We start from the raw sequence: 14380 nt of genomic DNA, 5'->3' as shown, positions 1-14380 counted from the left end.
GTCCACTGAACACGCCACATCCCCGTAAACCTCTTCCTCCCGGACGCAAGGCGGGCCGGGAGAGGTCGTCCGTGGTGTTCCTGGACGACTGGCCTGCGGGGGTGCCGTTTCTTCGAGCGAAAGTGAGATCCGCGTGTACGCCATCGTGCGCAGCGGTGGTCGCCAGCACAAGGTTGCTGTCGGCGACATCGTTGAGGTTGACAAGATTTCCACCGCCAAGGTTGGCGACACGGTCGAGCTCTCGACCCTGCTCGTTGTCGACGGCGACTCCGTGACCAGCGACCCGTGGGTGCTGGCCGGCATCAAGGTCCAGGCCGAGGTCGTGGACCACCACAAGGGCCAGAAGATCGACATTCTGCGCTACAAGAACAAGACCGGCTACCGTCGTCGGCAGGGCCACCGCCAGCAGTACACGGCGATCAAGGTCACGTCGATCCCCGCGGCTGCGAAGTAAGGGACTGAGGAGAAATGGCACACAAGAAGGGCGCATCGTCCACCCGGAACGGTCGCGACTCCAACGCCCAGCGGCTCGGCGTGAAGCGCTTCGGCGGTCAGGTCGTCAACGCGGGTGAGATCCTGGTCCGTCAGCGCGGCACCCACTTCCACCCCGGCGCCGGTGTCGGCCGCGGCGGCGACGACACGCTGTTCGCGCTGCAGGCCGGTGCGGTGGAGTTCGGTACCCACCGCGGCCGCAAGGTCGTGAACATCGTTCCGGTCGCCTGAATCGCCTGATTCACGCGCTGAACGCTTCGCGAGGCGGACCTCACTTCCCGTTCGGGAAGGCGGGTCCGCCTTTCGCGTGTTACCCCCACAAGACATACCCGCACGCCCCCGGTCCCGGCCGGGGGGACCCCCAGGAGGCACCGAACCATGACCACCTTCGTGGACCGCGTCGAGCTGCATGTCGCCGCGGGTAACGGAGGCCACGGCTGTGCCTCCGTCCACCGTGAGAAGTTCAAGCCGCTCGGCGGCCCCGACGGCGGCAACGGCGGCCGGGGCGGAGACGTCATCCTGACCGTCGACCAGTCGGTCACGACGCTGCTGGACTACCACCACTCCCCGCACCGCAAGGCCACCAACGGCAAGCCCGGCGAGGGCGGCAACCGCTCCGGCAAGGACGGCCAGGACCTGGTCCTGCCGGTGCCGGACGGCACGGTCGTCCTGGACAAGGCGGGCAACGTGCTCGCCGACCTGGTCGGCCACGGCACGTCGTTCATCGCCGCGCAGGGCGGCCGGGGCGGCCTCGGCAACGCGGCGCTGGCCTCCGCCCGGCGCAAGGCGCCCGGCTTCGCGCTGCTGGGCGAGCCCGGGGACGTCCAGGACATCGTCCTGGAGCTGAAGACCGTCGCCGACGTGGCCCTCGTCGGCTACCCGAGCGCCGGCAAGTCCTCGCTCATCTCCGTGCTGAGCGCGGCCAAGCCGAAGATCGCCGACTACCCGTTCACCACCCTGGTGCCCAACCTGGGCGTGGTGACCGCCGGCTCCACCGTCTACACCATCGCCGACGTGCCCGGTCTGATCCCGGGCGCCAGCCAGGGCAAGGGCCTGGGCCTGGAGTTCCTGCGGCACGTGGAGCGGTGCAGCGTGCTGGTGCACGTGCTGGACACGGCGACGCTGGAGTCCGACCGCGACCCGGTCTCCGACCTCGACATCATCGAGGAGGAGCTGCGGCAGTACGGCGGGCTCGACAACCGTCCCCGGATCGTCGTCCTGAACAAGGTGGACGTGCCGGACGGCAAGGACCTCGCCGAGATGGTCCGCCCCGACCTGGAGGCCCGCGGCTACCGGGTCTTCGAGGTGTCGGCCGTGGCCCACATCGGGCTGCGCGAGCTGTCCTTCGCCCTCGGCGAGCTGGTCGGCGCCGCGCGTGCCGCCAAGCCCAAGGAGGAGGCGACCCGGATCGTCATCCGGCCCAAGGCCGTGGACGACGCGGGCTTCACCGTCGTACGCGAGGAGGTCGGCGGCGAGCCGCTGTTCCGGGTGCGCGGCGAGAAGCCGGAGCGCTGGGTGCGCCAGACCGACTTCAACAACGACGAGGCCGTCGGCTACCTCGCCGACCGGCTGGGCCGCCTCGGCGTGGAGGAGGAGCTGATGAAGGCGGGCGCCCGCGCGGGCGACGGCGTCGCCATCGGCCCCGAGGAGAACGCGGTCGTCTTCGACTGGGAGCCGACCGTCATGGCCGGCGCGGAGATGCTCGGCCGCCGTGGCGAGGATCACCGCTTCGACGCGCCCCGGCCGGCGGCGCAGCGCCGCCGGGACAAGCAGGCGGAGCGGGACGAGGCGCTGCGGGAGTACGACGACTTCGACCCGTTCGAGTAGGGCCCGGCGGGACGGGCCCGGCCGCGGCTGGACCCGCGGTGTGCTGACGGTGCGACGCGGAGAGGACCCCGGTCCTCTCCGCGTCGCATTTCCGTAGTGCGGGAGGAGCCGGTCACCGCCGGCTTCGGCCGCGCCTTCCCCGGCCGGCTCCCTTTCATTCACTTTTTCAGGACAATCGGCGACCCGGCGGCCGGGACCGGCCCGCTCGCCGCCCAGGCCTGGTCGCGTACCCCGCCAGCCGGCTGACGGCCCCTCAGGAGACCGTGCGATGCGCCGGTGGGCGCCGGTGGTGGGGCGGATTCCGATCTGGCGTCACATCCGTTGTGGCGCCACGGTTTTGTCGTGCCGCAACGGATCTCCTGTTGTCTCCGTATTTGTCATGCTCGCGATGGGCTTCGTTCAGCAGGCGGACCGTCCGGCCGTGGGAACTTCCGACTGTCCGACACGACCTGTCCAAGTGGCCACTGTGGCAAAGGGAGTCAGCGCATGACCGCACCATCGCCCGATCGCCGCCGCTTTCTGACCGCCGGGGCCGCCGTCCTCGGGGCCGCGGCCTCCGCCCAGTTGTGGCTGCCAGGCACCGTCCGTGCCGCCGACACCCCGCTCCCCGACGGCGTCTTCACCCTGGGCGTCGCCTCCGGCGATCCGCTGCCCGACGGGATCGTGCTGTGGACCAGACTCGCGCCCGACCCGCTGAACGGCGGCGGCATGCCCGACGCCGTCTTCCCGGTGGACTGGGAGATCGCCGAGGACGAGCGGTTCCGCAGAACCGCCCGCCGGGGCACCGCCGAGGCCCGCCCGGAACTCGGCCACAGCGTCCACGTGGACGTCCGCGGCCTGCGCCCGGACCGCCCGTACTGGTACCGCTTCCGGGCCGGCGGCCAGCTCTCGCCGACCGGCCGCACCCGCACCGCTCCCCACCCGCACCAGCGGGGCGGCTCGCTGCGCGTCGCCCTCGCCTCCTGCCAGAACTGGCAGCACGGCTACTTCACGCCGTACGCCGACATGCTCGCCCAGGATCCCGACGTCGTCCTCTTCGTCGGCGACTACATCTACGAGTCCGCGCCCTCGGCGACGGCCGTACGGCGGCACGAGGGCAAGGGCGAGCCGTACACCCTCGTGCAGTACCGCAACCGGTACGCGCAGTACAAGACCGACCCCGACCTCGCCGCGATGCACGCGAACGCCCCCTGGGTGGTCACCTTCGACGACCACGAGGTGGACAACGACTGGGCCGGCGAGATCCCGCAGGACCCCGACAAGCAGCCGCACGACAAGTTCGTGGCCCGGCTGGCGGCGGCCTTCCAGGCGTACTACGAACACATGCCGGTGCGTGCCACGGCGATCCCCACGGGTCCGCACATCCAGATGTACCGCCGCCTGGAGTTCGGCCGGCTGGCCCGGCTCAACGTCCTCGACACCCGGCAGTACCGCAGCGACCAGGCCACCACGCAGGAGGGCGCCGAGGCGCCGACGCAGACCATGCTCGGCGCCGAGCAGAAGCAGTGGCTGCTCGACGGGCTGTACGACTCCCCGGCCCGCTGGAACCTCATCGCCTCGCAGATCATGATGGCCGAGACCGACCTGCTGCCCGGCGACGGCAAGCTCTGGTACTACGACGCCTGGGACGGCTACCAGGCCGAACGCAACGCCCTGCTGGAGGAGTTCGCCGACATCCGCAACCCGGTCGTGCTGAGCGGCGACCGCCACCTGACGATGATCAGCGACCTCAGGACGGACTACGCCGACCCCGACTCGGACGTCGTCGGCGCCGAGTTCGTCGGCACCTCCATCTCCAGCAGCGGCGACCAGGACCAGGACGCCTTCCACCGGCAGTGGGACCCGCTGATGGCGGACAACCCGCACTGGAAGTTCATCGACGCCCACCGCGGCTACCACCTGTTCGACATCCGCCGCGACGGCATCGACGCGCGGGTCCGGGCCGTCGACACGGTGCTGAAGCCCCAGGCGACGGCGAGCACCCTGGCCCGGCTGCGGGTGGAGTCGGACGAGCCGGGCGTCCGGCTGGTGTGACGTCCGCGAGCCTGGGACTCACCCGGGTCCCAGGCTCCTCCCGGCGCCTGCGCTCGCGCCCCTGACCGCAGGCACCCGGCTTGTGCGGGCCCCTCCAGGGCGGCCTCTTCACCGCCAGGGAACGACTGCCGCCTACGGCTTGGAGTTCTCCGCGCACACACGGTAGCCGAGGGAGGCCGTCCGCGCCGCCTGCGCCCGGCCCGCGATGACGGGCGACACCGCGCCCACCGGCCGGCACCGGACCCGGTTGCCGGAGCAGGTGCCGGCCACCGGCAGCGGCACCTCGGTGCGCCGCTCGGGCCGGCGGAGAATCTTCTGCAGCCGGTTCCGGACACCGTCAATCGGTCACTCACCCTGGCCGAGACCGAAATGCTGCGGAATCTTGATGTCGAATTCCGCGGCAATGGGCCGCCGGACGAGCTGTATTCCCGGCTCGTCCGCAACGGTGCCGTGCCGCATATGAAGAACACGTGCAGCCCCACGCACCGGGACGTGAAGATCCCGGCGCCGCGCCGGGCGGTCGAGGCGGCCGCCGCGACCGGTGCCGGGGCGGCGGAGCGGATCGCCGCGCCGGGCCTCCGCGTCCTCGGTGATCCGGCGCTGCTGTCCGCCGTGCCCGAGCGGCCGGCGCAGGCGGAGGTGCCTGATCAACAGGGCCCAGCGGAGCCCCGGATCGTGCCGGAAGCCGCGGCCCGGGCGCTGTACGGAGCGCCGGCCGCGGCGGCCTCCGCGACCCCTGCGCCCAGGGTGCACCGGACGCCGTCGAAGGAACTCCCGCGGGTACTCGGGCACCGCTGTCCGAAGCGGCCGCGGCGGCGGTGAAGCCCGTTCACGGACACCTGTGGACTTACTCACAGCAAATTCACGGGCGTTCACGCGGCCCCCCGCCAATCACCGGGAGTGCTAGGTGAATGACAGGTTGCGCGCGCATATGCAACGGAGGTCACTCACCTTGCACTGCGGTTACCGGAAGTGGGACCATTTCACGGTTCCCTGTCGCCCCAAGGTAGGTCACCTGTGTCCCAGCACATAGCCAAGCCCCGTACCACCGCAGTGATCCTGGCCGGTGGCACCGGTCAGCGGGTGGGTCTGTCGATCCCCAAGCAGCTGCTGAAGATCGCCGGGAAGGCCGTCATCGAGCACACCCTGACCACCTTCGAGAAGGCCGACTCGATCGACGACGTCATCGTGCTGATGGCGCCGGGCTATGTGCCGGACGTCGAGAAGATCGTCGCCAAGGCGGGCTTCACCAAGGTGAAGAAGATCATCGAAGGCGGTTCGACGCGGAACGAGACCACCGAGCGCGCCATCTCCGCGCTTCGGGAGGGCCTGGCCGAGGGCGAGGACCTCAACGTCCTCTTCCACGACGCCGTACGCCCGCTGCTCTCGCAGCGCGTCATCGACGACTGCGTGGCCGCGCTGGAGCGCTACCAGGCCGTGGACGTCGCCATCCCGTCCGCCGACACCATCATCGTCACGCGCACGCACGGCGAGGACGGCGAGTTCATCACCGAGATCCCGGACCGCTCCCGGCTGCGCCGCGGCCAGACCCCGCAGGCCTTCAAGCTGTCCACCATCCGCCGCGCCTACGACGTCGCCGCCGGCGACCCCAACTTCCAGGCCACGGACGACTGCTCGGTGGTCCTCAAGTACCTGCCGGACGTGCCGATCCACGTCGTCGCGGGTGACGAGTACAACATGAAGGTGACCCAGCCGGTCGACGTCTTCATCGCCGACAAGCTGTTCCAGCTCGCCTCCACCGCCGCGCCCGAGCAGAACGGCGAGGAGGCCTACCGCGAACTCCTCACCGGCAAGACCGTCGTCATCTTCGGCGGCTCCTACGGCATCGGCAAGGACATCGCCGAACTCGCCGGGTCCTACGGCGCCAACGTCTACGCGCTGGGCCGCTCCACCACCGGCACCCACGTGGAGAACCCGGAGGAGGTCGACGACGCGCTGTCCAAGGCGTACGCGGAGACCGGCCGGATCGACTACGTCGTCAACACCGCGGGCGTGCTGCGCATCGGCAAGCTCGCCGAGACCGACAACGCCACGATCGAGGAGGCGCTGAAGGTCAACTACCTGGCCCCGGTGCAGATCGCGCGCTCCTCCTACAAGTACCTCGCCGAGACCAAGGGCCAGCTGCTGCTCTACACCTCCAGCAGCTACACCCGCGGCCGCGCCGAGTACTCCCTGTACTCCTCCACCAAGGCCGCCATGGTGAACCTCACCCAGGCGCTGTCCGACGAGTGGGCCGGCGACGGCATCCGGGTCAACTGCATCAACCCCGAGCGCACCGCCACCCCGATGCGCACCAAGGCCTTCGGCCAGGAGCCGTCGGGCTCCCTGCTCTCCTCCGAGGCCGTGGCCCGTACCTCCCTGGACGTGCTGCTGTCCGAGCTGACCGGGCACGTCATCGACGTCCGCCAGCAGGACCCGACCGCGGGAGCCGCCAGGGCCTCCGGCTTCGAGCAGGCGCTGGCCAGCGTGCTTGACCGTCAGGACGGCGTGTAATAATCAGGGGTAATTAAGCTTTTGGGAATTCAGGCCTCTGCGGGTACTCGTTCACCGGGTATTCGCAGAGGCCTGTATCCGTACCCCACAGGAATTACCCACCTCTCCCGGCATTCCTGAACAAAACCGGCACTCCCCCCTCCCAGAGCAGGTTTCTCCGTGATATCCACCGCTATTCGCGTCGCCCGGGTGGGCAGCGCGGCCGAGCTGGCCGCTGCGGCCCTCGTGATGCTGGGCTTCCCGGCGCTCATGCTGGCCGCGCTCGTCCCGAGCGTTCCCGTCTTCGCGGCCCTGGCCGCCGTGACGTACCTGGCGGACCACTATCTGCACCGCAAGGGCAGCTACCTGATCAACCGCCTCAGCAAGGTCCGGGCGGGCCTGTCGATCCGCTTCCTGATCCGCCAGCTGCTGCTGATCCTGCTGCTGGCCCGCCTGTCCCTCTCGGACGACCTGATCTTCTACGGAGCGGTCGCCTGCTTCATCGCCTTCTACGGCCTCCAGGCCCCGCACGGCGCCCTGGTCACCCTGATCCGCAACCGGCGCCGGATGCCGGTCGCCACCCGCAACATCGACCTGAAGTCCCGCATCCGCATCCCGGACGCCCCGCCGCGCGGGCTGCTGCACCGCTCCGCGGAGAAGATGCTTCACCTCGACCTGTTCGCGGTCGTCGGCATCCTCGTCTCCGCGCAGCTGGGCTCGGCCGGGTTCGGCTTCCTCGGCATCGGTCTCACCGTCGGTGCGGGCACCGGGTACATCCTGCGCCTCCTGCCGTACGTGCGCGGCCGCCGGATCCCGCCGAAGGCCGAGACCGTCCTCGCCGCCGTCGACGACTGGCTGGCCTCCTACAAGCCCGAGACGGTCCTGTACTTCTCCGGCTCCAAGGACTCCGCGTACCAGGTCAACATGTGGCTGGAGACGATGGAGCAGCTGCAGACCCGGCCGCTGATCATCCTCCGCGAGCGCGTCATCCTCGGCAACCTCGCGCCGACCACGGTCCCCGTCATCTGCGTGCCCGGAGGGGTGCACCTGATGAACCTGGACCTGTCCACCGTGCGGGTCGCCCTGTACGCGGCCAACGTCGGCAAGAACATCCACCTGCTGCGCGTGCCCACCATGAAGCACGTCTTCATCGGCCACGGCGACAGCGACAAGCTGGCCAGCGTCAACCCGTACAGCAAGGTGTACGACGAGGTGTGGACCGCCGGCCGGGCCGGCCGCGACCGGTACGCCATCGCCGACGTCGGCGTCCGCGACGAGGACATCGTGGAGGTCGGCCGCCCGCAGCTCGCCCCCATCCAGGGCTGGCAGGGCGTGCCCGAGGGCCGCATCCCGACTGTGCTGTACGCGCCCACCTGGGAGGGCTGGGACGGCAACCCCGGCAACACCTCGATCGTGCTCGCCGGCGAGAACATCGTGAAGAAGCTGGTCGCGGCCGACCCGCCGGTCCGTGTCCTGTACAAGCCGCACCCGTTCACCGGCACCGTCAGCAGGGACGCCAAGGCCGCCCACCAGCGCATCACCGCCCTGGTCGAGAAGGCCGCCGCCGAGCGCGCCGCCGACTCCCGGTTCACCGCCGACAGTGCCGCCATGGAGCAGGCCAAGGCCGAGCTGGCCCGCATCGAGGCCCGGCTGGACGAGCTGACCGTCGCCGGCGGCACCAAGGGCGACGAGGCCGAGGCCACCCGCGACGGCGTCGTGGACGTGCACCGGCACGAGGAGATCGCCCGGCTGCGCGCCGAGTGGAACGAGGCCTACTGGCGCTCCTTCCCCTCGTACGAGCACCGCGTCATCACGGGCGCCGAGCCGCGCCTGTACGACTGCTTCAACGTCTCCGACGCGATGGTCTCCGACATCTCCTCCGTGGTCTCCGACTTCATCGCGAGCGGCAAGCCGTACGCCGTCACCGACTCCGGCGAGCTGGGCGCCGAGGAGTTCAAGCGGCAGAACACGGCCGTGCGCGCCGCAGTGATCCTGACCAACAGCGCGGCCGAGCTGGGCGGCCTGCTGGACGCCGTGCGCGACCCGGCGAGCGACCCGCTGGCGGAGGACCGCAAGGAGCTGAAGCAGTACCTGCTCGGGCCGGACGAGCCGACGTCGATCGACCAGTTCAACGCCGCGGTCGCCGACCTCGCCCTCAAGGCCGAGGCCCGCAACGTCGGCCAGCAGTCCCGGCTGGGCGCGGCGAACGCCGACCCGGCCGAGACGGCCGAGCTGACCAACGCCGACCCCGCCGAGACGGCCGAGCTGACCAACGCGGTGCCGGGCCAGCGCGCCGCGTCGGCCGGCGAGACGGACGGCGTCACCGCGGGCTGACCGCCCCGGCGTGCATCGGGCCCCCGAGGATCACTCCTCGGGGGCCCTTTCTCTGCCTCAATCCGGGCAGGTGTGTGACATGTGCCACTCTTTGTCTTCCGCGAGGCAACCGCTTCCACCGGTAGTCCGTCTAACACCTTGCGATTGAGGTGATACGGGGGGAAACAGTCCGTGACTAGGGGGAAGAGTGACCGTCGTGACGCAGCCTGATGTGAGCGTGATCATCGGGGCGTACGAAGCGATGCCGTACGTGGTCGAGTGCCTGGCATCCGTCGAGGCGCAGACCATCGACCCGGCGCGCCTGGAGGTCATCGCGGTCGACGACGGCTCGACCGACGGCACGGGCGAGTGCCTGGAGGAGTTCGCCGCCCGCGCCCCCATGCAGGTCACCGTCATCCGTCAGGAGAACTCCGGCGGCCCCAGCGGCCCGCGCAACGTCGGCCTGGGCAAGGCCACCGGACGCTTCGTCTTCTTCCTCGACGCCGACGACCGGCTCGGCCCCGAGGCCCTGGAACGCATGGTCGCCATGGCCGACAAGAACGGCACGGACGTCGTCCTCGGCCGGGTCGAGGGCGTCAACCGCACGGCGCCCAAGTCCATGTGGGGCAAGAACCTCGACCGGGCCGACGTCTTCACCTCGAACATCAAGTTCACGCTCAGCGCGCAGAAGCTGTTCCGCCGTTCCCTGCTGGAGCAGCACGGCATGCGGTTCGACGAATCGCTGTTCACCGGCGAGGACGCCCTGTTCACGCTGGAGGCCTACCTGCGCGCGGACGGCGTCTCCGTGCTCGCCGACTACACCTGCTACTACCTGGTCGGCCGCGACGACGGCAAGCACGTCACCAAGAGCGGCAGCTACACCCTGCGCTTCGACTCCGCGCGCGCCCTCATGAAGCTGATCGCCGACATGGTCCCGGCCGGCGACAAGCGCGACCTGCTCATGGTCCGCCCCTTCCTCATCACGCTGCTGCCGCAGTTCGGGCCCAAGTTCCTCACCGACAGCGAAGAGGTCCGCCGGCACAAGTTCGAGCTGGCCAAGCCGCTGATGGACGCCTACTGGACGCCCGGGGTGGCCCGCCGCCTGAAGGTGCACGAGCGGCTGAGGCTGCACCTGGTCGCCATGCAGCGCGCCGACCTGCTGCTGGACGTCGTCAAGTTCGTCAAGGCGAAGAAGCAGGCCGCGGCCGTGCTGGAGAAGCGCGGCACCCGCCTGTACCTGATCTACCCGCACTTCCGGTCCAGAACGGCCCGCATCCCCGACGAGATCTACCTCGCCGACCCCCGCGAGGCCCGCGCCTTCGAGGGCTACCGCGAGGCGGTCGCCAACTCCGTCCCGCGCCGCGCCCTGCGCAAGGCACGGCGGATCCTGCGACGGGTGCTGCCGCGCAAGCGCTTCGGCGCGGCGGCGGCCTGAGCGGCCGCCCGGGTACGACGACCGGGCCCCGAGCCGCTGCGCCCGGGGCCCCGTGTTCCGCCGCAGGCTACTGCTTGCCCGACTGCAACGCGCGGCGCAGGGGCCTGCCCACCACGCGTCGCGCGCGCCGGTAGACGGACGTGGCCGGGGCCGGTACCGCCGTGGCCTTCTGTGCCTTCGCCTTCTGTGCCTTCGCCAGTTCCCGCCGCAACTGGGCGTTGTCCTGGGTCAGTACCGTCACCTGGCTGTGCAGCCAGCCGAACCGGCTGCTGAGCGAGGCGAGATCGGTGTCGTTCCACGGCCGGATGCCCGGCGGGAACGACAGCGCGCGCATCCTCTCGTCGAAGGCCGCCCCGCCGTCGCCGTGCGTGAAGGTGTTCTGCAGTCCGTTCTTGTCCAGGAACCGCACGAACCGGTCGAAGCGCTCCGCGTGGCCCCCGACCAGCCCGCCCAGGTCCGCCTGCGCGTACAACCGGGCCGGATCCGCAGCCTCCGGGTCCTTCGCGGCCTGGTCCAGCCGCAGGTGCGGGATCTCGAAGTAGCGGCACAGCTCCAGCGTGCGAGAGTCCCCGCACAGCACCGTCGCGGGCGTCCCCGCGAGCAGCGCGGCGATGTTGCCGTGGATGCGGGAGCCGAAGGAGAAGTCGAAGGACCGCAGGTCGTCGATCCAGGTGACCGGGTCGACGTACACCCGCACCTTGCCCTCCCGGTACATCGGGTGGTCCGGGTGCGTCGGCATCGCCGTCACGCGGGCGTTCGGGTCCGTGAGGTCCCGCCAGTGCAACTGCCGTGCGTCGCTGATGTTCTGGCCGACGAAGCACAGGTTCGGGTAGCGGGCGTGGGTCCGGGTGATGATCCGGTCCAGGCCCTGCCTCTGCACCGCGCTGTGCGAACCGTTCACCGCGATCCGCGCGTCCGCGCTCAGTTCCGGTACCTTCTTGCGCACGTCCAGCTCACGGCCGTGGAGGAACATCGACGGGCAGCCGATGACCTCGACGTCCCGGAAGCCCATGTCCCGCAGGTACTGCTCGGTGAACTCGCCCCGCACCCCGATCGAGGCGCTGCGCTCCAGCACCGCCGCGCAGAACTCGCGCACGGACTGCTCCATCGGCTTCAGCCGCGCCGGGTCGTAGCCCAGCCCCGTCTGCGCGCCGACGCCCAGGACCACCACGGGGATCCGCAGCTTGCCGATCAGCCGGGTCATCCGCTTCAGCCGGCTCTCGAACGACGGCCGGAAGGCGTTGGCCAGCGGCACGACGAACGCGTCGTACTCCTCGTTGATGCGGGCCGCCGCGGTCACGTCCGTGCCGATGCCGTTGGAGACGACCTCGGTCCCAGGCGTCTCGAGGATCTTGTGCGCCGCGTCGCTGAAGATCAGGTTGCCGGCGTTGGTCGCGATGACGTCCCGGTGGAGGGCTTCCTCGACGGAGAGGACGTCGTACGGGCTCTTGCCCGAGCGCAGCAGAATGCGCTTCACAGGGGGAACAGTAGGTGACACAAACTTCAACTTATGTTGGGAAGAGGTTTAATTTCTACAAGCAACCAACACAAACTTTTTGCCGTACGCAAATGGTGAGCGAACGGCTACGCTCCGCCTGTCCGGGACCTGGACCGGTGCGCACCACCCGATCCGCTTCGCGTAGATTGCCGGAGAGGCAGCCGGCAACGTGCGAGGGGACCGAGCAAGGTGGCAAGGGCAAGGCAGGCCGTGGGCGAGGCCCGCAGGATCGTCGTCAAGGTGGGTTCCTCCTCGCTGACCACCGCCGCGGGCGGCCTGGACGCCGACCGCGTCGACGCACTCGTCGACGTCCTCGCCAAGATCCGCAGTGGCGGCGAGAAGGAGATCCTGCTCGTCTCCTCCGGCGCCATCGCCGCCGGCCTCGCGCCGCTCGGCCTGCGCCGCCGCCCCAAGGACCTGGCCCGCCAGCAGGCCGCCGCCAGCGTCGGCCAGGGCCTGCTCGTCGCCCGTTACACCGCCTCCTTCGCCCGCTACGGCGTCCGCGTCGGCCAAGTCCTGCTCACCAGCGACGACATGAGCCGCCGCGCCCACCACCGCAACGCCTCCCGCACCCTCGACAAGCTGCTCGCGATGGGTGCCTTCCCGATCGTCAACGAGAACGACACCGTCGCCACCGACGAGATCCGCTTCGGCGACAACGACCGCCTCGCCGCCCTCGTCGCCCACCTCGTCCACGCCGACCTGCTCGTCCTCCTCTCCGACGTCGACGGCGTCTACGACGGCGACCCCGGCAAGCCCGGCACCTCGCGGATAGCGGAGGTGCGCGGGCCGGAGGACCTCGCCGGCGTCGAGATCGGCAGCGCGGGCAAGGCCGGCGTCGGCACCGGCGGCATGGTCACCAAGGTGGAGGCCGCCAGGATCGCCGCCGCCGCCGGCATCCCGGTGGTGCTGACCAGCGCCGTCCACGCGGCGGAGGCCCTGGCCGGCGGCGACACCGGCACCTACTTCCACCCCGCCGGCAAGCGCTCCGCCGACCGGCTCCTCTGGCTCCAGCACGCCTCCACCCCGCAAGGCGCCCTGACCCTGGACGACGGCGCGGTGGACGCGGTGGTGAAGCGGCGCAAGTCGCTGCTGCCCGCCGGAATCGCCGCCGTGGAGGGCGAGTTCAGCGCCGGCGACCCCGTCGAACTGCGGGACGCCACCGGCCGCGCGGTGGCTCGCGGACTCGTCAACTTCGACGCCAAGGAGATTCCCCGGCTGATCGGACGGTCGACCCGGGAGCTGGCGCGCGAGCTGGGCCCCGCGTACGAACGCGAGGTCGTACACAGGGACGACCTCGTGCTCCTGCACGCCTGACTCTCGCAAAACAGCTCGTAAAACAGGGCGTGGTGAGCGCCCCCGGTGGGGGACGTTCCGTAAAACCACCACGCGGAGCCCTGCGGCCTGCTCAACTTTCTCAGGGGGCATGTTGAAGGGACACGTCCGTCAAGAGGCCGAGCGAGTCATACGAAGGCATGCGAGGCGGGCGAGGCATGCGCGTCCGGCGAGGCATGCGAGCCATGCGTGAAGGAGGCCGTCGTGAGACGAGTGCGCCCTGGGACGGCGTCCCGCGGTGCTCTGACGAGCGTCGCGGCCGGGGACACCTATGAGGAGCCCGAGGACCTGCCCAGGCTGTGGCACGTCACCCTCAGCGTCTCCGGGGAGAAGGTCCCCCTGCCCGAGCTGCGGCGGGCCCTGGAACAGCTCGCCCACGACCACCCCTTCCTGCTGACCAGCAGATACGCGACCGACCACGCCGAGATCCGGTACTGGGAGGAGGCCCGCGACCTGCACGACGCCGCCGCCGTGGCGCTGCGCCTGTGGGGCGAGCACCGGCAGAGCGCCGGCCTGCCGCCCTGGGAGATCGTCGGCCTGGAGGTCATCGACCGCGAGACCTACCACTACCGCATCGCCGAGGGCTACGGTCCCGCACCGGCGACTCCGGTGGGGGTGCACCCGTTCTGAGACGGGGGAGGGGCCGCGGGAGCGAGAGCGGGGGAGGGCTGCCCGAGAGCGGGGGGAAGGGCTGCCCGGCGGCGTCGAGAGCGTGGTGGGGCCGGAGGCGCGGGTCTCGGGCGGCACCGAGACTCGGGGGTCGTTGCCTGAGGTGGCGGTGAGGCAGAGGCACGGGCACGGGCAGGGGCAGAGGCAGGGGCCGGTGACCGGAGCGGCGCCGAGGGTGCGGGCGGACGCGGGGCACAGCGGCGGGGACGCGAGGGGCGGGGTTCACCCGTTTTGCGGTGTCTCGGGGTGTGGGACGACCGCTGAACCGCCGCGCCGCGCGCACT

12 protein-coding genes are annotated in these 14380 nt (G+C 70.6%); 10 read left to right on the top strand and 2 right to left on the bottom strand.

What is annotated here, in order from left to right; genetic code table 11:
* Positions 1-133: 133 nt before the first annotated feature.
* From rplU to S1361_RS14215, 4 genes are all read left to right on the top strand, one after another.
* Positions 134-454: a 50S ribosomal protein L21 gene (gene rplU, locus S1361_RS14230; RefSeq protein ID WP_030653874.1), complete on the top strand. Its 321-nt coding sequence runs from the start codon at positions 134-136 to the stop codon at positions 452-454.
* A gap of 14 nt (positions 455-468) precedes the next feature.
* On the top strand, positions 469-723 hold the full coding sequence (gene rpmA / locus S1361_RS14225) for a 50S ribosomal protein L27 (RefSeq protein ID WP_023550764.1): 255 nt from the start codon (positions 469-471) through the stop codon (positions 721-723).
* A 147-nt stretch (positions 724-870) separates the two neighbouring features.
* Positions 871-2319: a GTPase ObgE gene (obgE, locus tag S1361_RS14220; protein WP_208032218.1), complete on the top strand. Its 1449-nt coding sequence runs from the start codon at positions 871-873 to the stop codon at positions 2317-2319.
* Between the two features lie 486 nt (positions 2320-2805).
* Positions 2806-4353, top strand: coding sequence for an alkaline phosphatase D family protein (locus tag S1361_RS14215; RefSeq protein ID WP_208032217.1), 1548 nt, complete (start codon positions 2806-2808; stop codon positions 4351-4353).
* Positions 4354-4485: 132 nt separating this feature from the next.
* Here the strand turns inward: S1361_RS14215 and S1361_RS40050 are convergent, their stop codons facing one another.
* Positions 4486-4623 (bottom strand): hypothetical protein, encoded by a 138-nt coding sequence (locus S1361_RS40050; protein ID WP_341829319.1) that lies wholly within the window; start codon positions 4621-4623, stop codon positions 4486-4488.
* Between the two features lie 189 nt (positions 4624-4812).
* Here S1361_RS40050 and S1361_RS40045 point away from each other — a divergent pair, with 189 nt between their 5' ends.
* The 4 genes from S1361_RS40045 to S1361_RS14195 all read left to right on the top strand — a co-directional run bounded on the left by S1361_RS40045 (position 4813) and on the right by S1361_RS14195 (position 10594).
* Positions 4813-5175 (top strand): hypothetical protein, encoded by a 363-nt coding sequence (locus S1361_RS40045; protein WP_341829318.1) that lies wholly within the window; start codon positions 4813-4815, stop codon positions 5173-5175.
* A 195-nt stretch (positions 5176-5370) separates the two neighbouring features.
* On the top strand, positions 5371-6867 hold the full coding sequence (locus tag S1361_RS14205) for a bifunctional cytidylyltransferase/SDR family oxidoreductase (protein WP_208032216.1): 1497 nt from the start codon (positions 5371-5373) through the stop codon (positions 6865-6867).
* A gap of 159 nt (positions 6868-7026) precedes the next feature.
* Complete coding sequence (locus S1361_RS14200; protein WP_243769168.1) at positions 7027-9180, top strand: CDP-glycerol glycerophosphotransferase family protein; 2154 nt, start codon at positions 7027-7029, stop codon at positions 9178-9180.
* A 241-nt stretch (positions 9181-9421) separates the two neighbouring features.
* On the top strand, positions 9422-10594 hold the full coding sequence (locus S1361_RS14195; RefSeq protein ID WP_208036590.1) for a glycosyltransferase family 2 protein: 1173 nt from the start codon (positions 9422-9424) through the stop codon (positions 10592-10594).
* 67 nt (positions 10595-10661) lie between these two features.
* Here the strand turns inward: S1361_RS14195 and S1361_RS14190 are convergent, their stop codons facing one another.
* On the bottom strand, positions 10662-12071 hold the full coding sequence (locus S1361_RS14190; protein WP_208032215.1) for a polysaccharide pyruvyl transferase family protein: 1410 nt from the start codon (positions 12069-12071) through the stop codon (positions 10662-10664).
* 231 nt (positions 12072-12302) lie between these two features.
* Between S1361_RS14190 and proB the strand changes: the two genes are divergently transcribed.
* Together proB and S1361_RS14180 are read left to right on the top strand one after the other, a co-directional pair.
* Positions 12303-13409 carry a glutamate 5-kinase gene (proB, locus tag S1361_RS14185; RefSeq protein WP_208036589.1) on the top strand — a complete coding sequence of 369 codons (1107 nt, stop codon included), beginning with the start codon at positions 12303-12305 and terminating at the stop codon, positions 13407-13409.
* Between the two features lie 222 nt (positions 13410-13631).
* Positions 13632-14057 carry a hypothetical protein gene (locus tag S1361_RS14180; RefSeq protein ID WP_208032214.1) on the top strand — a complete coding sequence of 142 codons (426 nt, stop codon included), beginning with the start codon at positions 13632-13634 and terminating at the stop codon, positions 14055-14057.
* Positions 14058-14380: the final 323 nt, after the last annotated feature.

The organism is Streptomyces cyanogenus, assembly GCF_017526105.1.
Classification (GTDB): Bacteria; Actinomycetota; Actinomycetes; order Streptomycetales; family Streptomycetaceae; genus Streptomyces; species Streptomyces cyanogenus.
This window is presented reverse-complemented; position numbering and strand designations above follow the sequence as displayed.

Bases quoted from the DNA above. Each gene is read 5' to 3' on its own strand.
- S1361_RS40045 (WP_341829318.1), top strand. From the start codon at position 4,813: ATGAAGAACACGTGCAGCCCCACGCACCGGGACGTGAAGATCCCGGCG.
- S1361_RS14215 (WP_208032217.1), top strand. From the start codon at position 2,806: ATGACCGCACCATCGCCCGATCGCCGCCGCTTTCTGACCGCCGGGGCC.
- obgE (WP_208032218.1), top strand. From the start codon at position 871: ATGACCACCTTCGTGGACCGCGTCGAGCTGCATGTCGCCGCGGGTAAC.
- rpmA (WP_023550764.1), top strand. From the start codon at position 469: ATGGCACACAAGAAGGGCGCATCGTCCACCCGGAACGGTCGCGACTCC.
- S1361_RS14195 (WP_208036590.1), top strand. From the start codon at position 9,422: ATGCCGTACGTGGTCGAGTGCCTGGCATCCGTCGAGGCGCAGACCATC.